Raw genomic sequence first — 21,085 nt, 5'->3', positions numbered from 1 at the left:
ATAATTAAACTTCAAAATATTTTATTGTTTTACTGCAATAATTGTTATTAACTGTAATGGCTTCATATTTTATTCCTTTAGTTTTCTTTATTGTATTTTCAGTTAGCTCTAAAGTGTTGCAATTAACAATTATTACAGATACATCCATTAATTTCTCCTTTTAAACTACTTCAAATTGCTTTCTTATTTTAAAATAATCTTCTGGTATTCCTATATCTATAAAATAACCTTCACTTTCATACGAATACTTTTCTATTTTTTTATCTTCTAATACCTCTTTTTCAAATGAAAAATTTTCTTTCTCCACTCTATTCAATAAATCTTTTTTTATTAGATATATTCCTCCATTTATTTTTCCTTTAGCTTTCTTCTTTTTTTCTTCAAATTCTATTATTTTATTTCCTTTTATTATTAAAGAGCCATATCTATCAAAATTTTCCATTTCTTTTACTGTAACTGTTAAGATACTTTTATTTTCAGTGTGAAATTCTTTCATTCTTTTTAAATCAATATCAAAGAAAGTATCTCCATTAACTATAAAAACATCTTCTTCTTTAGCTAACTTTAAAGCTTTTTTTATAGCTCCTCCTGTTCCTAGAGGAGTTAATTCTTCTGAATATGTTATTTCAATACTTTCATATCTATTTTTAAAATATTCTTTTATTATTTTCTTTTTATAACCAACCGCTAAAATAATATGTCTTATTCCTTTTTCTCCTAAATCTTTTATTAAATATTCTAAGAAAGGCTTTCCATTTACTGGAGCCATCGGTTTAGGAACATCTGATACCACTTCTTTTAATCTTGTTCCAAAACCTCCAGCTAGTACTATAGCTTCCAATTTTTATTCCTCCCCAAACATTTCATTTTCTACTCCTAAACATAGAGTATGGTAAATCGGCAAATGATATTCTTGAATAATATATGTTTCCTCTTCTTCAACATTTATATTTATATCTGATATATCTTTTAATTTTCCACCAAACTTTCCTGTCAATGAAATTATTTTCATCCCTTTAATTTTAGATATTTGCGAAGCATAAATAACATTTTTTGAATTTCCTGATGTACTTATAGCTATTAATATATCTCCTTCATTCCCATAACCTAATACCTGTTGAGCAAAAACAAGTTCAGAATTATTATCATTGCTATAAGCTGTTATCAATGAAATTTCACTTACCAAAGCTATTGCAGGTAATGAGCTCTGTAAGTTATTTATAAAATATTCTGCTTCTTGTGGAAATGTATTTTTAATTTTATCTATATATTTATTTTCTAATTTTCTTGGAAGAACAAAGCTTTTCATGAGTTCTCCTACTATATGTAAAGAATCTGAAGCACTTCCACCGTTGCCACAAATTAGCAATTTCCCTTTATTTTTATAGCAATTTACTATCTCTAATATTGAATTCTCTATTTCTACCTTACAATTAGATAATTTAGGAAATCTTATAATTAAATTCTCTATTAATATATTTGTAGATTTTTTCAATTTTATACACCTCTTATTCATATAAAGTCCAAGCCTGTGCCCCTTTTTCTGAAAATTGTGCCAATATAACTTTCCCTTCTTTTCTTCTTAATTTTTCTATTAGAGCATATCTTTCTTTTGGATCACAAAGTATCATCATAAAACCCCCTCCACCTGCTCCTGATACTTTAGCTGCTTTTCCACCATTATTCATTATAAAATCATAAGTTTCATTTATAAAATTATTAGAAATTGCATTTGACATTTTCTTTTTAGATATCCATCCATTTTTTAGACACTCAGCAAACCTTTTGAAGTCACCTCTTAAAATTGCATTTTTCATCTCAATGGCTGATTCCTTTAATTCATGCATTCCTTCTAAACTTTTTTCAGACTTTTCTTTTACATTTTTGATTTGCTCATCAATTATTTTTGCAGATTCTCTTGAAGTTCCTGTATAATATAGAATAAGTGAACTTTCTATCTCATTTTTTATCCATTTTTTCAATCTTAATGGATTTACTATCACTCTATTTTCTGAATAAAATTCCATAAAGTTAAATCCACCAAATGTAGCAGAAAATTGGTCTTGTTTCCCTCCACTTAAATTCAAATCTATTCTTTCTATCTCATATGCCAAATTAGCTATATCATATTCCCCTAATGGTAAATTTAACCATTCCATATATGCTTTTATTATAGCTACTACCATTGTTGAAGAAGAGCCTAAACCTGAACCTGCTGGAGCATCTGAATAAGTTGTCATTTTAAAAGATAATGGTTTCCCATCATTGTACCTTTTAACGATTTTATTATAGACTCCTTTATGAAGCAAAAGATTATTATCTATTTCTAAATAATCCTTACTCTCTCCTTCAAATATTTCATGTCTATCAGCTGAATTAAAAATTATCCTATTATCAGCAGTAGGCTCAATAGTACAATAGGCATACATATCTACTGTAACATTAAGCACAACTCCTCCATATTCATCACAATATGGAGATACATCTGTTCCTCCTCCAGCAAGTCCTAATCTTAAAGGTGCTTTAGATCGTATTATCATTTGTATTTCCTTTCACTTCTAGTTCTTCAAATAATTTTTTAAATTTTTTTATTGAAGAATTATAGCTATATTTTTCTATAAAAATTTCATTTGTATATTTATTTATTTTAGGCATTCCATTATTTTTCCAATATTTTATATAATTATTTATTTTTTCTATAAATTCTTTTGAAGAATTACAAATACCGCCAACTTTGTCATAATCCATTTCATAACCTTGAAAGGATTCTATAGTTCCAAAGATAGTTTTTCCATAAGATAGCGCTTCTCCAGTTTTTACTTTCATCCCTCCTCCAGCAAAAATAGGAGCTATTACTGCATCAGCATCTAAATAGTAATTATCTAAATTTTCAACTGTTCCAATAACTTTTACTTTTTTATTTAATTTTTCAAATTTTTCTTTATATTTTTCCATTCCCTTGCCTACAATATATAAATCTGCTTCTACTCCTTCTAAAACATTTTTTATAAAAAATTCTACTCCATTTAAATTAGGTTTTAAACTTGCTGTTCCCACAAAAAGTAAATTAAATTCTACTGAATTAAATAATTTCTTTAATTCTTTTTCTATTTTAGGTATAGGTAAAGTTACTTCTATCTCTGCATTAGATTTATACCCATACTCTTTTTCTAATAATTTTGTATCTCTGCTATTAAGAGTTATAATCTTATCTGAATTTTTAAAAGATTTATTTTCATTTATTTTTGCATTAAAGATTTCTTTTTTAGCTTTTAATATTCTAAAAAAGCTTTTTAAATTAAATTTATCTTTTTTATATTCAATAAGTATAGAAGAGAAAAAGCAATAATTAATATCATGGCAAAATATTATTATTTTCTTTTCAGGAAATTTTTTTTTAATTTTTTCTGCTAAATAACCAAATCCACTATTATCTAAAAAAATAATATTATAATTTTCTATTTCTATTTTCTTAATTATTTTATTTTCTATAATTAATGAACTGGATTCTAATCTATTAAAAAAAGTTATACTCACAATTCTTGAAAAAATATTTTTAGATATAACATCATAGATATCAACTTTTTCTTTTCCAAAAATAGTTACTATATTTTCTAAATTTCTTTTAGATCCTAAATAACCTCCACTTTTATTATCTTTTTTTAATCTATTCGTTATAAATAAAATTTCTTTCATTTTCACCTCTTTTTTAACTCTTTTCTTAGAAAGTTTTTATAAATTATTTTTCTTAGCCTATTTCCACAAATTCTTACCCCTGATCTAATTACAATATTTGTTAGATAATAATAAGTATTCATATATCCTTCTTTATAAAACTTTGTTAAAGCTTTTATTTCATTTTTGATATATGAAATCCCTCCTCTTCTGTCATAAACATCCAAATTACTCCTTATGTAAAGTAAATTTTCTTGAATATTATATCCTTTGCCTAACTTCAACATTCTTAAAAATAAATCATAATCTTCAAACCAAAAACAATCATGATAATTTCCTGCTTTTATTACATAACTTTTTTTAAAACCTATTCCTGCATGTATAAATGGACATCTTCTTTTTGAAAATTTTAAAATTTCTTCATTCTTTTCAGGTAAAATTCTTTCTGAAATAATATCATTTTTATCTTTATCAAAATCATATCCATTAGTTCCAACTAAGATTAAATCTTTTTTTTCAGTAAAAATTTTTACTTGTTCAAATATTTTCTTAGGATGCATAATATCATCTGTATCCATTCTTATTATTATTTCATTTGAACAATTTAGTACTCCTTCTCTTAATGCTAGTCCTAATCCTTTATTTTTTTCTAAAGGAACTGTTTTCATGTTTATCTTATTTTTATACTCTTTTATTACTTGTTCTAATTCCTCTGTTAAAGGCCCATCTTTTACCAAAACTATTTCATCTGGCAAATAAGTTTGCTCCAATATACTATTCAAACTTTTTCTAAAATACTCAGCTTTTTCTTTAGAGTATATTGACATCAAAACTGATACTTTTGTTTTCTCCATCAATATGCCCCCTTTTTTCCGATAACATTCTTTATTGTTTTCACTGTTATTATTATGTCCAGCCACAATGACCAGTTTCTTATATAGTAGAGATCCAATGCTATTCTTTCATCATAGTTCTCTACATCTGACCTTCCATTTGCCTGCCACATTCCTGTTATTCCTGGTTTTACTGCAAATATTTTTTTACTATTTTCTTCTCCATAATATAAATCTACTTCTTTTTGTACTACTGGTCTTGGACCCACAAATGACATTTCTCCCTTTATTACATTTATAAATTGTGGAAATTCATCTAATGATGTCTTTCTTAAAAATTTTCCTACCTCTGTTATTCTTGGATCATCTTTAAGTTTAAAATTCTTATAATATTCTTCTTTGAGTTTTTCATCTTTAGACAACATCTCTTCTAGCCTTTTCTCTGCATCTGCATACATAGTTCTAAACTTATACATTTTAAAAGTTTTTAAATACTGACCTATTCTTGTGTGAAAAAACATTGCTTTTCCACCATCCTTTTTTATCTTTGGAGCATATATCAGATAAAGTATTCCTAGCACTATGCATCCAGCTATTCCTGTAGCTATATCAAAGCTTCTTTTTAGAAATTTATTTGTTCTTCTATTCATTCCATTGTATGAAGATACAAGCATTATTCCATCATAGTCTTCTATATTTGAATTAAAAGTATATGTTCCATTTAATTCTGGTGTGAATTTTATCTTATTTACTTTTCCATCCAATCTATTTATTATCTCTGACATCTGCTTGTTATCTGCTAATGGCAGTGCTATTATTACTTCATTTATATTATTCTCTTCTATTACTCTTTCTATATCACTGCAGTTTCCAAGTATCTTTTCTTCTTCTACTCTTATACTTTGATTAACTCCCTCTAAAGAATTAGCTGATATATATCCCAGTAAGTTGTACATTGTAAAATTATTTTCTTTTATTACATGAGTTAATTCTCTAGCTGTATTTCCTACTCCTATAATAAGAAGCCTTTTTTCCAATGATTTTCTAAATATATTTCTTATAATTTTTATTATGATTAAGTTAAAGAAGGTAAATGTTATTCCCACTATCAGATGAACTGGTATATACTTACTTCCCCAGAATGCTGCATCATTTATCAGCATTACTATGAGATATTCTGTATGAACAAAAAGTTGTTTTTTCAGTTCTTCCCATATAAGTATAGTTTTAAAGGAATACATATTCTTAGTAAGATTTAATGCAAGATAGATAAAGAAAGTGTTGTACATAATTCTATCTGGAACTTTAAATATTTTATTTATTAAAAAATAGAATATGAATTGTAATACTATCATTAAAATCTTTGAACTCTGTCTTTTCACTTTCCCCTTGCTCCTTGACTTTTATTTTAAGATGTTTCTTTTTTTATATTTTTTCATTTTATATATTTCTCTTTTTTATTTTCTTAATTTTATATATTTTGTAATATTTTTAATTTTAAATATACAATTAATAGTATTATTTGAAATAGATAGATTTCAACTTATATTGTCTGACTTCTACCTCTTTTTTTTCACTCTTTTCCAAAACTTAACTCTCATATTTTTTCCAGCTTTCAAAATTAAATATCAATTTTAAAGTTTTGTAAAAATTACTACTTTCATAAAATTGAAAAAAGTTCGCATTATTACAATAATGAGAACTTTTACACATCCAAAACTCAGCAAAGTCGTTTTAACATTTCTTAAAAATATCAACTTATGACTTTTTTTGGTATTGACAATATTCTATTTTAGTAGTATTATTTCACTATACTATTCTATAATTCTAAAAAGTTTCAAAAGAAATTTTCTTGAAGAGATTTCTACAGGGCGCTTTATTGTAATAAGGCGAACTTTCACATCACTTGAACCCTTATTTTTTAAGGAGTCATTTTTTACCTCTCTATTTTAGAACTTTTTTACTTTTCCCCTCTGATATAATTTTTTTCTTTTTTTATATTTCAATTATCTGTTTTTTATATATTTCATCATACTTTATTTGTTTTTTTATATTTCTCTTTTCTTATCTTTTTCTTTCTTATTTTTATTTTTTCTTTATATAATAGTTTTTAATTCACATAGCTACTTTTTCATATATTCTTTATTCTTTTCTTTTATTTAACTTAATTACATTAATTAAAATATCTTGATTTATATGAGATTTATTCTCTTATTGTCTTTCATCAAAAAAAGACTATATATTTTCTCTTTTAAAATTTTTTATTTTTCTAGAAATATACCATTTCTTATTTTTATATACACTTTAAATTTATTTTTAGGCATAAAAAAAGGAACCCTAATTATTTAAGATTCCTTCTCCATTTTCAATATTTAATTTTTAGTAACCCATTCTATCCAATATTTCTTCTACAATATCATCAGAACGATGTCCTTTAAAATATTCACTGCTTACATTTTCAAATCCTATATTCCTATATTTACTTGGTCTTCCTATATATCTAGCAGCAAAATTAAAATTCTCATCAAGTATAGCTAAAGTAGGTACTACATATTTCTCTTCTGGTATTCCTAATTTCTCTCTTAGGAATTTAAATCCTCTTCCTTCTGTTATTATACTCATCTTTATATTAGGATTTAACTCTATCATTTTCATAAGCACTGGCACTGTTGCACGAACATATGGACACCATGATTCAGCACTTAATAGAAAATTATATTTTTTATCTATTTTCTTGATTCTTTCAATATACTCATCTGTTATTTTTACTACTGAAGCTATTTCTTTGATTTTCTCTTTTTCAGATGCACTTGCTATATTAAAAAATGTATCAAATGTCATTCCTGTTTCAAATAGTTCTTTATATTCCATAATTCATACCTCCTAAATTTAGTAATTAACCTTTTTCAGCACTCCTTTTATAGCCTCTTCAATAGTTTTGAAACTTTTAAGTTCATCTCTAGTGATAAGAGCATTTATCTCTTTTTTACTGTATCCCAATCCTTCCAGAGCAGAAATAAGTTCCTCTTCTATCATGAGATGTTTTGCTGCATCATCATTTCTTGTATCTATAGAAAGAGCATCTAATGTTTTTAATTTACTTTTTAAATCTAAAATTAACTGTTGAGATTTCTTTTCTCCCAACTTAGGAACTCTTTTGAGATTAGTATAGTCATCTGTTGCTACCAGATCTCTGATTGTATCTATATCAAAAGTAGACATTACTGAAAGAGCCAGAGATACTCCTATTCCTTTTACTCCAAGAAGCATTTCGAAAAGATTCCTCTCTCTTTCTTCCAAGAAACCTATGAGTTTAAAAGCATCTTCTTTGATGTAGTTATAGATATATAGTTTCACTTCTTCTCCAACACTAATAAAATCATATGTTCTTAAAGATATATTTACTTTATATCCAACTCCATTTACATCTAATGCCAGATAATCTGGTTTCTTATATTCAACTTTTCCTCTCAAATATTCATACATCTATTTCCCCAGCTCCTCTTTCTTTTTTCTTCCTCTTTTTTTAGGTTTCTCCTCATAATCTATTACAGGTACTTCTTCAGCAGCTTCTAGCATAGTTTTGTTAAATACAGGAACTACTTTAGCTTTTTTCTTTTGAGTTTTCTTATTTTCTTTTCTTCCAGCACCTTTTAACATTCTGTCTATGTACACAGCAGTATAGCTTTTTTCTACATCAGATATTTCTTCTGGAGTTCCACAAGCTACTACAGTTCCACCTCTGTCTCCTCCATCAGGTCCTATATCTATTATGTGATCTGCTGTTTTGATAACATCTAGGTTATGTTCTATAATAACTACTGTATTCCCTTTCTCTACCAGTCTATCCAGCACTTCCAAAAGTTTTCTTATATCTTCAAAGTGCAGTCCAGTAGTAGGTTCATCTAAAATATAGATAGTTTTACCCTTTGTCATTTTAGAAAGTTCAGTTGCAAGTTTTATCCTCTGAGCTTCTCCTCCTGAAAGAGTAGTTGCAGGCTGTCCAAGTTTTATATAGTCAAGTCCTACATCCATAAGTACTTTTAATTTTCTCTCAAGAGATGGTACAGCTTTAAAAAATTCATAAGCTTCTCTTACACTCATATTCAATACATCAGAAATATTTTTTCCTTTATAATAAACATCTAATGTTTCTTTATTATATCTTTTTCCCTTACATACTTCACATTCTACATATACATCTGGAAGGAAGTTCATTTCTATTTTAATTATTCCTGCTCCTTGACATGCTTCACATCTTCCACCTTTTACATTGAAAGAAAATCTTCCCTTTGTAAATCCATGTAATTTGGCATCTTTTGTTTCAGCAAAGATAGTTCTTATATCGTCAAAAAGCTTAGTGTACGTAGCTGGGTTAGATCTTGGGGTTCTTCCTATTGGGCTCTGGTCAATATTTATTACTTTTTCAAGTTCCTCTATTCCTTTAATTTCTTTATACTCCAAAGGGTAAAGTTTTCCTTTATTCAGCTTATTAAAAAGTGCTGGGAACAGAGTATGATTAATAAGTGTAGACTTTCCGCTTCCACTTACTCCTGTAACTACAGTCATTACTCCTAAAGGAATTTCAACATCTATGTTTTTCAGATTATTTCCCTTTGCTCCTATTATTTTTATAGATTTTTTCCACTTTCTTCTTTTTTCAGGTATCTCTATTTTCAAATCACCTTTTAAATATTTACCTGTGATAGATTCTTCATTTTCCATTATTTCCTTAGGACTTCCATAAGCAACTATTTCTCCACCAAAATCTCCTGCTCCTGGTCCTAAATCCAATATTTCATCAGCCTGCAGCATAGTATCTTCATCATGTTCTACTACTATCAATGTATTTCCTAGATCTTTAAGTCTTCCTAAAGTAGCAAGAAGTTTGTCATTATCTTTTTGATGAAGTCCAATACTTGGTTCATCAAGCACATAAAGAACTCCAGTAAGACCTGATCCTATTTGAGTTGCAAGTCTTATTCTTTGAGCTTCTCCTCCTGAAAGAGTTTTTGTTTCACGAGCTAGATTTAAATAGTCAAGTCCCACATTTATCATGAATGAAAGTCTTTCTCTTATCTCTTTTAGTATCTCTTTAGCTATAAACTCCTGTTTATTTGTCAGTTTCAAATCAAGGAAAAATTTAAGTGAATCTTTTATACTTAATTCACATATCTCCATAATGTTTTTATCTCCAACAGTGACAGATAGGACTTCTGGTTTTAATCTCTTTCCATTGCAGACTTTACATATTCTTTCAACCATATATTTATTTTCTATCTCTTCTTTCATTGCATCTGAAAAAGTTTCGTGATATCTTCTCTCCAGATTTTTTACTGCCCCTTCATACTGCTTATATCCATGAAACTGGAAGTCATCCCCTTCATAATCAAATTTAAATTTTGTATCACTTCCATGGAATATTATCTCCATATCTCTTTTTGAAAGATCTTTTATAGGCTTATTAATATCTATTTTCAGATGTTTCGCCATTGCTTTAAATATTTCCCAGCTATATCCTTTTCTAGCCATAGCTCCTGGTATATACATTCCTCCCTCAACAATAGAGAGTTCATCATTATCTATCAGCTTATTTTCATCCACTTCCAGATTTTTTCCTATTCCTTTGCATTCAGGACAGGCTCCAAATGGTGCATTGAATGAAAAAAGTCTTGGATTCAAATCAGGTATACTTACTTCATCATGCTCAGGACAGGCAAAATTTTCACTATATGCAAAATCCTGATTATTTACATTTAAAATAACTTTACCATTTGAAAGTTCTGTAGTAGTTTCAACTGATTGTGTCAGCCTGCTTTGAAATTCTTTATCATTTTTCTTTAAAACAAGTCTATCAACAACCACTTCTATATTATGTTTAAGATTTTTATCAAGTGTTATCTCGTCTTCTAAATAAAGAATTGTTCCATTTACTCTTGCTCTTACATATCCTTTTTTCAAAAGATTAAGAAAAAGATTTTTATGTGTACCTTTTTTATCTTTTACTACTGGAGCTAAAACTATTATCTTATCTCCTTCCTGGAATCTCTCTATCGCTCCCTCTGTTATCTCTTCTGTACTTTGCTTCTCAACTTTCCTTCCACAGATAGGACAATGAGCTGTTCCTATATGTGCAAAAAGGAGTCTCATATAGTCATATACTTCTGTAATAGTTCCTACTGTAGAACGAGGGTTTCTGTTAGTAGTTTTCTGCTCAATAGATATAGCTGGAGCCAGTCCCTCTATGCTATCTACTTCTGGTTTGCTCATCTGACCAATAAATTGTCTTGCATAAGCAGAAAGACTTTCTACATATCTTCTTTGTCCTTCAGAATAAATAGTATCAAAAGCAAGAGAAGATTTTCCACTTCCACTTACTCCAGTGATAACTACAAATTTATTCTTTGGAATTTCAATATCTATATTTTTTAAATTATGTTCCCTTGCACCTCTTATTACTATTTTATCTAACATATACACCTCTTAATTTAAAAACGTTATTAATTTATATTCATTACAAATATTATAACCCATTTTTTATATTTTTCAAACTATTAATTTTTCTAAAAATATACAGGGTTACAAAACCAATTCAAGTCACTTTTAACTATATTCATTTATAAGTATATCATTTTTTTAAATAAAAAACAAGCTGGGAGAAATCATTTTATTTCCACCCAGCTTTAATATATTTTTGTTTATGGCGGTAGCGTGTAGGAATCGAACCTACCAATGACTTTTCAGCCACCACGACAGTTTTGAAGACTGCTGAAAACACCAGTTTTCCTCCGCCACCATTTACTCTTGTTAATTTAATTTTTCTATATGCTTTTTTAATCCTGTTTTTATTACACTATATCCATCCAATTCTATTCCATTAAATTTAAGTATTTCATCAACTATATCTTTATTTTCAATATCTGTTCTTATTGAAAGACCACAAGTTGCTTTTACCTCAGAAGGAAGTGGAATTATTCTACATTCTATCCCATTTTCTTTAAGTATTTTTTCACTTTTTATTATAAGATGTGTAGAATCTGCAGTAAGTAAAAAAAACTTTTCCTCTTTCATCATGGTTTTATTATCCTTCTTGCATACAGCTGTTTATTCACTATATTATACATATTAGTTATAGTACCAATTTTTACCTCATCTGTCAACCCATAAAAATTAACACATGTTCCACAGCAAAGTATCTCTACTCCTCTTTCTTCAAGATTTTTCAAATCTTTTAAACTTTCAGAATTTTCAACAGCAAGTTTTACTCCTTCATTATAGAAAATTACAGTCTTAGGAAGAACTTCCACCTCAGTAAGAGTATAGATAAACCCTTTCATGAGTATTCTTCCAAGTTCAGGATCGCCTTTTCCCATGTACATAGAATCTATTACAACAACTGTATTATCTTCATCTTCAAATTCTTCTACTTCTTCTTTTATTTTATTGATAACTATTTTAAAAACTTCACCAGTTTCAGCAATACTGTAGTCATAACCCATTTCTTTTGACATTTTTTGAAGATTCTCAAGAGATATTTTATTATCAACTAATACTTCCACTTCTCCTTCTTCTATATCTTTCAAAGCATTCTTTGTCATTATAATAGGAATTGGACAAGTTTGTCCTACTGCATTAACTTTTATCATGATATTACCTCCTGATATATTCATTTTAAAACCCTATATTCATCAATTCTTTTTGTTACTCCATTTTCATCTAATTTTTCCAATATTAAAAGAATTGATTTTCTACTAACTTTAAATAGATCTCTAGCTTCTGCTAAAGTTATTTTCCCATTTTCTTCAAGATATTCCTTTATCTTTTTTTCACTTTCTGCAAAAAATCCTCTAAGCATAAAGTTTTTTTCTCCTAACCCTATAATAAAAGAATTATAAAGCATATATGAGTGAATTTCTGAAAAAAGATTTCTATCTTCAAATATTTTTCTTATATCTTCTATTTGCTGTGGAATAAATCCACTTTTTTTATATAGTGAAAATATATCTTCCTTCATTTTTTTCTGCTCTTTATTTAATTTTATTCTAAAACCTTTTTTAAAAATATATTCTTCTGATATTGTAATAATATCTTTTTTTCTAAAATACTCTAGAGCTATATTATACACCTTTATTGAATAATTTTCAAAAAATCTATTTTTTAGCTCTGATCTTTTTACTCCAACAGATAATGGATATTTTTGATGATATTGTTCTACATATTCTAAGATTTCATTTTTTAAATTTTCCAGCTTAATAGTATTTACATAAATATCCTCAGATACTTTCTCTGTATTTGGAGAGTCTTTCATTTCTGTTTCTGTTATTTTTTCTCCCAAAAGAAGTGATATACTTCCTTTATCTACAAAGACATCTTTACTGTTTAATACCAGATTCTCTATTTTTTTATGTTTATTTTTAGATGAAAGAATCTCTAATCTTTCTAAGTATTTTAAGTCTTTTCTTTTTTTTCTTTCTTCAGGAATATTTATTATTTCTACTCCTCCAATAGTATTTACTGGAGAAAAGCTTCTGACTATTCCTACATCTCCTGCAGAAAAAGCTGATTCTTTCTCAAGCTCTATTTGTACAAATTTTTTATCTCCTGAGGATATCTCATCTTGAAGGAATATTTTTACTCTTCCTATGAGTTCTTCTGTGCCAATATTTATTCTTACTCTTTGATTATTTTTAAAATTACTGCTTCTTTTTAAAAGAGTAAAAACACAATCTATTCTATTAGAAATAATAAGAGAATCTTTTTTAGCTATAATGTTTCCTCTTTTTATCTCTTTAGGATCTATATTTATATTCAAAGCACATCTATTCCCTGCTTCTAAGGTTTCCACTTTATTTCCATGATTTTCTATTCCCTTTATCTTCACTTCTTTTTGCTGAGGATAAATCATCATAGTATCTCCAACAGATATTTTACTATTCTTTGAAGTCCCTGTAATTACTGTTCCAAAACCTTTTACAGAAAATACCCTATCTATATCCATTCTGAAATCTCTGATGTCATCTTTAGAGTCTTCTATTTTCAATATTTCTTTTTCTAATACTTCTTTTAATTTTTCAAAACTTTGTATATCTTTATCAGATATCTCCAATATCACACTATTCTCTAAATATGAATTTTTAAAAAGCTCTCTTACATCTTTTTTTACTTCAGTGGCTCTAGCTTCATCTACTAAATCTCTCTTAGTAAGAAGAATCAATCCATTTCTTACACCTAATATTTTTATAATGTCAGCATGCTCCAAAGTTTGTGGCTTAATTCCATCATCACAAGCTATAACAAAAAGAATTATATCTATTCCAGTAACGCCTGCTGTCATGTTTTTTATAAATTTTTCATGTCCAGGAACATCTACTATTCCAGCTTTTCTTCCATTACTCAAAGTAAAAAAGGCAAACCCTAAATCTATTGTCATTCCTCTTGACTTTTCTTCTGGAAGAGTATCAGTATTCTTTCCAGTCAATCCTTTCACAACAGTTGTTTTCCCATGGTCAATATGACCAGCTGTACCTATTATTATATTTCTCATAGAAATATCCTTTCAGCCGCCCCTAATATTTCTTCAAAATCTTTTTCTCTCAGTGTTTTTACATCTAAAATAAAATAACCATTCTTTATTCTTCCTATTATAGGAATATCATTTCCTCTGAATCTCTTCTCCAGTAAAACAGCATCTCCGTTAAAACAGATGGCATAGCTTTCCACTGTTTCTTCTGGCATTGATCCACCGCCTATTTTAGATTCTGTTTCAATTATATTGTTTTCTATATTTCTTTCTTTAAGCATAGCTGACAGCTTTTCTGCTCTTTCTAATACTTTTTCCTTTTCTTCTGTTATCATATTTAAAATAGGAATTTCTTTTACAGCTTCTCTTTCATCTTTATAATATTGAAAAATATTTTCAAGTATGGAAATAGTTATTTTATTCACTCTAAAAGCTCTCAAGTATTGATTCTTTTTTAATCTTTCTATAAGTGGTTTCTTTCCTAAGATTATTCCACATTGAGGTCCTCCCAGAAGCTTATCTCCACTTACAGTGACTATATCAATTCCAGATTTTAAGCTCTCTTGTATAGTTGGCTCCTTAGGTACTCCATATTTTGAAAAATCTACTAATACACCACTTCCAAGATCTTCCATTGTTAATATCTCATATTTTTTCCCAAGTTCAGCTATATCTTTTTTATCTGCTCCCTCTGTAAAACCTATTATCTTAAAATTAGATGTGTGAACTTTTAATAAAACAGCAGTTTCTTCATCTATATTATTTTCATAATCAAAAATATGAGTTTTATTTGTTGTTCCCACTTCTTTTAATGTTGTTCCAGCTAATTTCATTATTTCAGGTATTCTAAAAGACCCTCCAATTTCAACTAGTTCTCCTCTTGATACAACTGTATTTTTACCATCAGCAAATTCATTGAGACACAAAATAACAGCAGCAGCATTATTATTTACTATTAACGCTCCCTCTGCGCCTGTTATATCACATATCAACTTTTCTATATGAGAATATCTGCTTCCTCTGCTCCCAGTTTCCAGATCATATTCAAGGTTACTGTAATTTACAAGTATTTCTTCTAAATCTTCAGCTATTTTTTTATTAAAAATAGAACGTCCTAAATTAGTATGAATTATAGTTCCAGTACCATTTATCACTCTTCTTAAATTTGGTTTATTTTTAATTCCTGAGAATTCTTTTATTTTTAAAATTACTTCATCTTCTGTAAAATCATTTATCTCTCTGTTTTTTATTTTATTTCTAAAAAATTCTATTCCATCTTTCACAGCCTGGTAATAATTATGATAACTTAAATTTTTGCTTATCTCTTCCAGCTTTTCACTTTTCATAAGAATATCTACTTTAGGAAGTTTTTGAAACAGATTTTTCTCCATAATGGCTACCTCACAATAATAAATTTATCTCTCTTATCAGCAACACTTCCAACTATATGTGCTTTTATATTTTTAGATTCAAATTCTTCCATTAATTTTTTTACATACTCTTTTTTTATAGAAAATAATAATCCTCCTGAAGTTTGTGGATCAAGAAGTATTTCCTGCATCCATAAAGGAATATTTTGAAATTCTACGTGTTCCTGTACATAGTTTCTATTCTTCTGCCCACCACTTGTTATAAGAAAATCCTTTGCATATCCTTTTGCTTCTTCTATAAAAGGAATAAACTCAGATTCAAAAATCAATGTTTTCTCAGAATTTTCAGCCATTTCAAAAGAATGTCCTAAAAATCCAAATCCAGTTATATCAGTACATGCAGTAACAGGATATTTTACTATAATCTCTCCTGCATATTTATTTAAAGCAGTCATATTTTCTATTGATTCTTTTAAAGCTCTTTCACTGGCAAGTCCTACTTTTGAAGCTGTTGTGACTATTCCAGTTCCTAAAGACTTTGTACATATAAGAATATCTCCAGTTTCACATCCATGATTTTTTAATATTTTATCTGGGTGAGCAATTCCTGTAACTGACAGTCCGTATTTTATTTCAGGGTCATGTATAGAGTGTCCACCACTTAGGACAGCTCCTGCTTCTGCAACTTTTTCAGCTCCACCTCTTAATATTTCTCCAAGGATATCTATATCCATTTTTTCAGGAAAACACACTATATTCATTGCCGTCTTGGGAACTCCTCCCATAGCATATACATCACTCAATGAATTAGCTGCTGCTATTTGTCCAAAGACATAAGGATCATCTACCATAGGAGTAAAAAAATCCAAAGTCTGTATCATGGCTATATCATCAGTAAGCTTATATACTGCTGCATCATCTGATTTATCAAACCCTACTATTAAATTTTTATCTTCCACACTTGGAAGTTTTGAAAGTATTTCACTTAAGACCTCTGGTCCTATTTTACTGGCTCAACCACCTATAGAACATCTATCTAAATACAATTTTTTCATTTTTTCACCTCCTGCATTTTATATGGAATTAAAATATCTTATTTATATTTACTAAAGCATTTTTACTATATTTACCAGAATTTTTACCAAAAACTCTCTTTTATGCTTATCCTCTTCATTATATATGATATCAGCCATCTCTTTGATATCCTCTTTTATCTCTTCTTTTGTTGCAGGATCATAGGCATCACTTATTTCCCCTCTGAAGTCCTGCATGAAATAGTCAAAAATATTCCCTGCTACCAATCTTCTTTCAGAAGACCTTCTAAAACTCTCATAAGCTTCAAGTATCCACTCAAGCCTTTCACTCATTTTTTCCTCCTTTATCATAGCTCCTGTCAAATTATCTGATTCAGAAACAATTATCTCATCTTTATTTAATTCCTTTAAAATTGTTATTAAAATGATTGTTCCTGCTATTATTACATCTGCTCTTTTAGGTTCAAGTCCTATTATCTCTTTTCTTTCTTCTAAATTTTTTGAAATAAAAAGTCTTAAATTATCTTTTAATTCTTTAACAGATATTTCAGACATATGTACTTCCTGACTATTATATATTTCCATTTTCTTTTTCACTGATATTTGTGTAGTAGCTGTTCCTGCTACTCCTACAGTTCTAAATTTTTCATTTTTTATTTTTTTTATTTCTTGAATATTTTCTTTTACCCATTCTATACATTTTTCTATATTTTCTTCAGAATAATTTTCTTGAGAGAAAAATTTTTCTGTGGCTCTCACTGCACCAATATCTATACTTTTTATAAAATCAATTTTATCATTTTTTCCAAGGGTGAACTCAGTACTTCCACCACCTATATCTACAACTAATATCCTTTCATCAAATACCAATGAATTTCCAAGAAAATTCAACCCTGCTTCCTCTTCTCCAGAAATACATTTTATTTCAATTCCTAAATCTTCTACTTTTTTTAGAAATATCTCTCTATTTTCTGCATCTCTTGTTGCTGATGTAGCAAAAGCTTTTAATTCTTTCACTTCATATTCATCTGCTGTTTTCTTATATTTTTTCAAGCACTGAATAGTTCTTTCTATTGCTTCCTCTTTGAGATAATGATTTTGATTTACACCTTCTCCAAGTTTTACAATTTCTACCTCTTTTACTAATTCATTTAAAATATTTATTCCCTTTTCATTTTTTAAAACTTCAGCAATAAATAATCTGCATGAATTTGTTCCTATATCAATTATTCCTTTTGTGTACCTGCCATTTTTATCTGCCATTTTCCTGCCTCTCATTTTATAAGATTTTAAAGATATTACCTACTTCTCCCTATTATAGATTATACTCAAATTTTCCTTTTTATTCAACAGATAGATAAAATTTCTAAATTTTGACAGAAAAAAAATAATATGTTATTTTAGAACTAGATAGTGATATAATATAGTAAACTAAAATCAAAAAAGAAAAAGGAGTGAATAAAGTGAAAACTTTAAAAACTTTTATATTAATGGCTGTTATGACATTTATTCTTATGCTTATAGGAAATGCAGTAGCTGGAAGAGAAGGTCTTATTTTTGCTTTAATAATGGCAGGAGTAATGAACTTTATCTCATACTGGTTCAGCGATAAGATAGTTTTATCTATGTATGGAGCTCAACCTGTAGATGAAAACAGTCGCTTATATCAGCTGGTAAAAAAGCTGGCTATAGAAGCTGACATACCTATGCCTAAGGTATATATATTAAATGAAGCTCAACCTAATGCTTTTGCTACAGGAAGAAATCCAAGTCATGCTGCTGTTGCAGTGACAAGAGGACTTATGGATATAGTTGATGAAGATGAACTTTCTGGAGTCATTGGGCATGAATTAGGTCATGTACATAATAGAGATATCTTAATAGGAACTGTTGCTGCTACTATGGCAGGAGCTATAACTTTCCTTGCTAATATGGCAAAATGGGCTGCTATCTTTGGTGGAAGAAGTAATAGAAGTGATGATAGAGATGGAGGAAATCCTTTAGCAATGATTGCTGTAGCTATCTTTGCTCCTATCGCTGCTATGCTTGTACAGATGGCTATATCTAGAACCAGAGAATATAAGGCTGATGAATTTGGAGCAAAAGTCAGTGGGAACCCTTTATATCTTGCCAGAGCATTGAGGAAGCTTGATGATTACAGCAGAAGAATTCCTATGAGAAATGCTGCTCCAGCTACTGAAAATATGTTTATAGTCAGTCCTCTTACAGGAAGTAAAATGGCTTCTCTTTTCAGTACTCATCCAGCTACTGAAGAAAGAATAAGAAGACTTCAAGAAATGGTTTATTAAATACTTATAAAAAATAAATACAACTAAAATATTTCAGGAGGAAAAATGAAAAAAATCTTAGCTACACTTGCAGTTTTTTCTTTAACTGCTTCAATTACACTATCAAAAGAGATAATTCCAGAGTATTACATAATGGAAAAGCTTCTTATTCCAATTAGTGCTTCTCCAGTTTTTTCTTATATCGGGGAAAAGAAAATTGATGACTTTAAAGAGATAAAAGCTATTCAAGTAGACAATAAAGTTCTTCAAGATATTGGTACACATGAAAATCCATTTTATATGAAAGATTCTGATGGTAAAACTGTTGCTGTAAGAGTAGGAGATTATGTAATATCTCCAATGACACTTTCTACAGTGTATTCAATAAAAAAAGATGATTTTGAATTAAATTACAGAGATCTTAATGCACCTGATGTTTCTCTTGTAACAGCTGATGTAACTACCATTGGAGAAAAAATAAGAACTGATGAAATAGATGAAGTAAATAACAGAATAGAAACATCTGAAGAATAGTACATAATTTTAAAAGGAAAAGAGGGGAATAGTATTTATGAATATAAAAAGAAAATTAATTTACTTTTTAAAGGAAGTAGCTAGGCAGGGAAAAATATCTAATATAATTTCTGGTATCCAAAGAGCATTAGAAAATTATAAAAGAGCTAACTCTGCCCTTTGGGTTACATCTCTTTGTTTTTATACTCTTCTTTCTCTTGTTCCTGTATTTGCAATTTTATTCAGTTTAGGAAGCTGGCTTGGAGTAGCAGAAAGTATTATCATTCATTTGAGTAAATACTCTCCTTTGAATGAAGAAATGATTGCTTTCCTTGTACAATTTTCTGAAAATCTTTTGGAAAATGCAAGAAGTGGAGTTTTAGCTGGAATAGGATTTTTATCATTGGGATGGACTTTGATTACTATGTTCTCCATTGTCGAAAAATCATTCAATGATATATGGCAGGTAGAAAAATCAAGAATGATATTGAGAAAAATAACTGATTATATTGCTTTCTTTCTTTTATTTCCATTGCTCATACTTACTATAAATGGTGGTATGGTTATTATAGGAAAAAAACTGGAAGGAATCTATGATATCTCTCCATATTTCCTGCAGATAATACCATCTCTTAGTATATTTTTATTTTTTACAGCATTGTATATGCTTATACCTAATACTAAAGTAAAATTAATTCCTGCTTTTTTTTCAGCAGTTTTTACATCAGTACTTTTTTCAGGACTTCAATATTTTTTCATACACCTTCAAGTAATGATTATTACATACAATAAGATATATGGAAGTTTCTCTGTCATCTTTATTTTCTTCTTCTGGCTGAAAATAATGTGGTTCTTCATTATCCTTGGAGCTCATTTATCATATTTTTTACAAAATAAAGATTTAAAATCTCATTCTAATGATGTAAATAGTATAAGTTTTAAATCTAAAGAATACACTGGTATGATAGTAATAAGAGAACTTATAAGAAGATATTTAAATAACCTTTCTCCAGTTACAGTAAAAGAACTTGCTGAGAATAATAATATTCCTTATGATCTTGTTCTTTATGTTCTAAATGTATTTGAAGAAAATGGACTGGCTGCAAAAATTATCAATGTAAAAAATGAAGATGAGATAAGTTTTACTATACTTCAAAATATAGAACAGATAAATTTCAAGAAAATATTTAATATTTTAGAAAGCTCTGGAGAAGATATCAAATTACAAGTCAATGATGATAACAGAGCATTTTATAAGATAATAAAAAATAAAGATTTTGATTTCCTAATCAAAGATCTTTTAGAAAACAACAAGTAATAAAAGAGGATGTACTCTACTAAAGCAAACTTCTAAAATTTGTTTCAGTAAAATACATCCTCTTTTTTATTTTAAAATATATCTTTATTTTTACAACTGTCTATCATTTCGCTTGTATCTTCTTTTTCAATAGAAATTATATCTATCTCAGAATTTTTCTGTTTTTTAACTATAAATTTGTCATAAAGAAATAAACAGGCAAAAGATATTCCAAGTGCTATGAAGCTTGAAGCTATACTCTGGTTTTCAGAACCTCCAAGTGTATTAGCTATAAAATATCCCAATATCATTGCTACCGCTGGAAATATATATGCTATAGAAGCAGCCTTTATAACTTTACCTGCTGCTATTTCAAATGTAACTGTATCTCCTATTTCAGCTTTTCTATCTGTTGTAAATTCAAAATCTTTTCCATATTTTCCATCTCCACTACATCCACTGCAGTGTGAACAAGAAGTATCTTTATATAATTTTACTACTATTTTATCTCCATTTATTTCTTTGATTATACCTTTATTTAACATATTTACCACC

At 28.3% G+C, this 21,085-nt stretch carries 20 protein-coding genes and 1 tRNA gene; 3 read left to right on the top strand and 18 right to left on the bottom strand.

What is annotated here, in order from left to right:
- Window positions 1-4: 4 nt before the first annotated feature.
- The 17 genes from E0E45_RS17530 to E0E45_RS02345 form a co-directional block, all read right to left on the bottom strand.
- Window positions 5-148 carry a hypothetical protein gene (locus E0E45_RS17530; protein WP_172604131.1) on the bottom strand — a complete coding sequence of 48 codons (144 nt, stop codon included), beginning with the start codon at window positions 146-148 and terminating at the stop codon, window positions 5-7.
- 12 nt (window positions 149-160) lie between these two features.
- On the bottom strand, window positions 161-841 hold the full coding sequence (locus E0E45_RS02420) for a nucleotidyltransferase family protein (protein WP_130889687.1): 681 nt from the start codon (window positions 839-841) through the stop codon (window positions 161-163).
- A gap of 3 nt (window positions 842-844) precedes the next feature.
- Window positions 845-1,495, bottom strand: coding sequence for a D-sedoheptulose-7-phosphate isomerase (locus E0E45_RS02415; RefSeq protein WP_005980597.1), 651 nt, complete (start codon window positions 1,493-1,495; stop codon window positions 845-847).
- A 13-nt stretch (window positions 1,496-1,508) separates the two neighbouring features.
- Window positions 1,509-2,540, bottom strand: a complete 1,032-nt coding sequence (locus E0E45_RS02410; RefSeq protein WP_130889686.1) for a dehydrogenase — start codon at window positions 2,538-2,540, stop codon at window positions 1,509-1,511.
- Window positions 2,524-3,696 carry a glycosyltransferase family 4 protein gene (locus tag E0E45_RS02405; RefSeq protein WP_005980594.1) on the bottom strand — a complete coding sequence of 391 codons (1,173 nt, stop codon included), beginning with the start codon at window positions 3,694-3,696 and terminating at the stop codon, window positions 2,524-2,526. Before E0E45_RS02405 ends, E0E45_RS02410 begins: the two co-directional genes overlap by 17 nt.
- A gap of 2 nt (window positions 3,697-3,698) precedes the next feature.
- Window positions 3,699-4,529, bottom strand: coding sequence for a glycosyltransferase (locus E0E45_RS02400; RefSeq protein ID WP_130889685.1), 831 nt, complete (start codon window positions 4,527-4,529; stop codon window positions 3,699-3,701).
- Window positions 4,529-5,890 carry a sugar transferase gene (locus E0E45_RS02395; protein ID WP_130889684.1) on the bottom strand — a complete coding sequence of 454 codons (1,362 nt, stop codon included), beginning with the start codon at window positions 5,888-5,890 and terminating at the stop codon, window positions 4,529-4,531. The genes E0E45_RS02400 and E0E45_RS02395 overlap by 1 nt, the downstream gene beginning before the upstream one ends.
- 997 nt (window positions 5,891-6,887) lie before the next feature.
- A complete protein-coding gene (locus E0E45_RS02390) occupies window positions 6,888-7,379 on the bottom strand; it encodes a thioredoxin family protein (protein WP_130889683.1) in 492 nt (163 codons plus the stop codon).
- Between the two features lie 18 nt (window positions 7,380-7,397).
- Window positions 7,398-7,994, bottom strand: a complete 597-nt coding sequence (ruvA, locus tag E0E45_RS02385) for a Holliday junction branch migration protein RuvA (protein ID WP_130889682.1) — start codon at window positions 7,992-7,994, stop codon at window positions 7,398-7,400.
- Entirely contained in the window at window positions 7,995-10,982 is a 2,988-nt protein-coding gene (uvrA, locus tag E0E45_RS02380) for an excinuclease ABC subunit UvrA (RefSeq protein WP_130889681.1), read from the bottom strand.
- 227 nt (window positions 10,983-11,209) lie between these two features.
- A tRNA-Sec gene (locus tag E0E45_RS02375) sits at window positions 11,210-11,304 on the bottom strand.
- An 11-nt stretch (window positions 11,305-11,315) separates the two neighbouring features.
- On the bottom strand, window positions 11,316-11,579 hold the full coding sequence (locus E0E45_RS02370; RefSeq protein WP_232044041.1) for a DUF3343 domain-containing protein: 264 nt from the start codon (window positions 11,577-11,579) through the stop codon (window positions 11,316-11,318).
- Window positions 11,579-12,154 carry a sulfurtransferase-like selenium metabolism protein YedF gene (yedF, locus tag E0E45_RS02365; RefSeq protein WP_130889679.1) on the bottom strand — a complete coding sequence of 192 codons (576 nt, stop codon included), beginning with the start codon at window positions 12,152-12,154 and terminating at the stop codon, window positions 11,579-11,581. The genes E0E45_RS02370 and yedF overlap by 1 nt, the downstream gene beginning before the upstream one ends.
- A 20-nt stretch (window positions 12,155-12,174) precedes the next feature.
- On the bottom strand, window positions 12,175-14,052 hold the full coding sequence (gene selB, locus E0E45_RS02360; protein ID WP_130889678.1) for a selenocysteine-specific translation elongation factor: 1,878 nt from the start codon (window positions 14,050-14,052) through the stop codon (window positions 12,175-12,177).
- The gene (gene selA, locus E0E45_RS02355) at window positions 14,049-15,419 is read right to left on the bottom strand and encodes an L-seryl-tRNA(Sec) selenium transferase (protein ID WP_130889677.1); all 1,371 of its coding nucleotides are present in this window, start codon (window positions 15,417-15,419) and stop codon (window positions 14,049-14,051) included. Before selA ends, selB begins: the two co-directional genes overlap by 4 nt.
- 5 nt (window positions 15,420-15,424) lie before the next feature.
- On the bottom strand, window positions 15,425-16,402 hold the full coding sequence (gene selD / locus E0E45_RS02350; protein WP_420026339.1) for a selenide, water dikinase SelD: 978 nt from the start codon (window positions 16,400-16,402) through the stop codon (window positions 15,425-15,427).
- A gap of 102 nt (window positions 16,403-16,504) precedes the next feature.
- Window positions 16,505-17,695 carry a Ppx/GppA phosphatase family protein gene (locus tag E0E45_RS02345; RefSeq protein WP_130889675.1) on the bottom strand — a complete coding sequence of 397 codons (1,191 nt, stop codon included), beginning with the start codon at window positions 17,693-17,695 and terminating at the stop codon, window positions 16,505-16,507.
- Window positions 17,696-17,895: 200 nt separating this feature from the next.
- On the opposite strand from E0E45_RS02345, the gene htpX reads away from it, so the two are divergent.
- The 3 genes from htpX to E0E45_RS02330 are packed head-to-tail and all read left to right on the top strand — an operon-like array spanning window position 17,896 to window position 20,551.
- A complete protein-coding gene (gene htpX / locus E0E45_RS02340) occupies window positions 17,896-18,741 on the top strand; it encodes a zinc metalloprotease HtpX (protein WP_130889674.1) in 846 nt (281 codons plus the stop codon).
- 45 nt (window positions 18,742-18,786) lie between these two features.
- Window positions 18,787-19,254, top strand: a complete 468-nt coding sequence (locus E0E45_RS02335) for a hypothetical protein (protein ID WP_130889673.1) — start codon at window positions 18,787-18,789, stop codon at window positions 19,252-19,254.
- A 37-nt stretch (window positions 19,255-19,291) separates the two neighbouring features.
- Window positions 19,292-20,551 carry a YihY/virulence factor BrkB family protein gene (locus E0E45_RS02330; RefSeq protein ID WP_130889672.1) on the top strand — a complete coding sequence of 420 codons (1,260 nt, stop codon included), beginning with the start codon at window positions 19,292-19,294 and terminating at the stop codon, window positions 20,549-20,551.
- A gap of 71 nt (window positions 20,552-20,622) precedes the next feature.
- On the opposite strand, the gene E0E45_RS02325 is transcribed toward E0E45_RS02330, so the two are convergent.
- Window positions 20,623-21,075 (bottom strand): SoxR reducing system RseC family protein, encoded by a 453-nt coding sequence (locus tag E0E45_RS02325; protein ID WP_130889671.1) that lies wholly within the window; start codon window positions 21,073-21,075, stop codon window positions 20,623-20,625.
- Window positions 21,076-21,085 lie beyond the last annotated feature (10 nt).

Source organism: Fusobacterium ulcerans ATCC 49185 (genome assembly GCF_900683735.1).
Taxonomy (GTDB): domain Bacteria; phylum Fusobacteriota; class Fusobacteriia; order Fusobacteriales; family Fusobacteriaceae; genus Fusobacterium_A; species Fusobacterium_A ulcerans_A.
The sequence above is the reverse complement of the archived record's forward strand: the minus strand, read 5'-3'. Positions and strand labels throughout refer to the sequence as shown.

Excerpts from the sequence above, each read along its gene's own strand:
- E0E45_RS02370 (WP_232044041.1), bottom strand. The coding sequence starts at position 11,579 with ATGAAAGAGGAAAAGTTTTTTTTACTTACTGCAGATTCTACACATCTT.
- ruvA (WP_130889682.1), bottom strand. The coding sequence starts at position 7,994 with ATGTATGAATATTTGAGAGGAAAAGTTGAATATAAGAAACCAGATTAT.
- selB (WP_130889678.1), bottom strand. The coding sequence starts at position 14,052 with ATGAGAAATATAATAATAGGTACAGCTGGTCATATTGACCATGGGAAA.
- selA (WP_130889677.1), bottom strand. The coding sequence starts at position 15,419 with ATGGAGAAAAATCTGTTTCAAAAACTTCCTAAAGTAGATATTCTTATG.
- uvrA (WP_130889681.1), bottom strand. The coding sequence starts at position 10,982 with ATGTTAGATAAAATAGTAATAAGAGGTGCAAGGGAACATAATTTAAAA.
- E0E45_RS02410 (WP_130889686.1), bottom strand. The coding sequence starts at position 2,540 with ATGATAATACGATCTAAAGCACCTTTAAGATTAGGACTTGCTGGAGGA.
- E0E45_RS02405 (WP_005980594.1), bottom strand. The coding sequence starts at position 3,696 with ATGAAAGAAATTTTATTTATAACGAATAGATTAAAAAAAGATAATAAA.
- E0E45_RS02335 (WP_130889673.1), top strand. The coding sequence starts at position 18,787 with ATGAAAAAAATCTTAGCTACACTTGCAGTTTTTTCTTTAACTGCTTCA.
- E0E45_RS17530 (WP_172604131.1), bottom strand. The coding sequence starts at position 148 with ATGGATGTATCTGTAATAATTGTTAATTGCAACACTTTAGAGCTAACT.
- E0E45_RS02345 (WP_130889675.1), bottom strand. The coding sequence starts at position 17,695 with ATGGCAGATAAAAATGGCAGGTACACAAAAGGAATAATTGATATAGGA.
- yedF (WP_130889679.1), bottom strand. The coding sequence starts at position 12,154 with ATGATAAAAGTTAATGCAGTAGGACAAACTTGTCCAATTCCTATTATA.
- E0E45_RS02400 (WP_130889685.1), bottom strand. The coding sequence starts at position 4,529 with ATGGAGAAAACAAAAGTATCAGTTTTGATGTCAATATACTCTAAAGAA.
- E0E45_RS02330 (WP_130889672.1), top strand. The coding sequence starts at position 19,292 with ATGAATATAAAAAGAAAATTAATTTACTTTTTAAAGGAAGTAGCTAGG.
- E0E45_RS02325 (WP_130889671.1), bottom strand. The coding sequence starts at position 21,075 with ATGTTAAATAAAGGTATAATCAAAGAAATAAATGGAGATAAAATAGTA.
- E0E45_RS02390 (WP_130889683.1), bottom strand. The coding sequence starts at position 7,379 with ATGGAATATAAAGAACTATTTGAAACAGGAATGACATTTGATACATTT.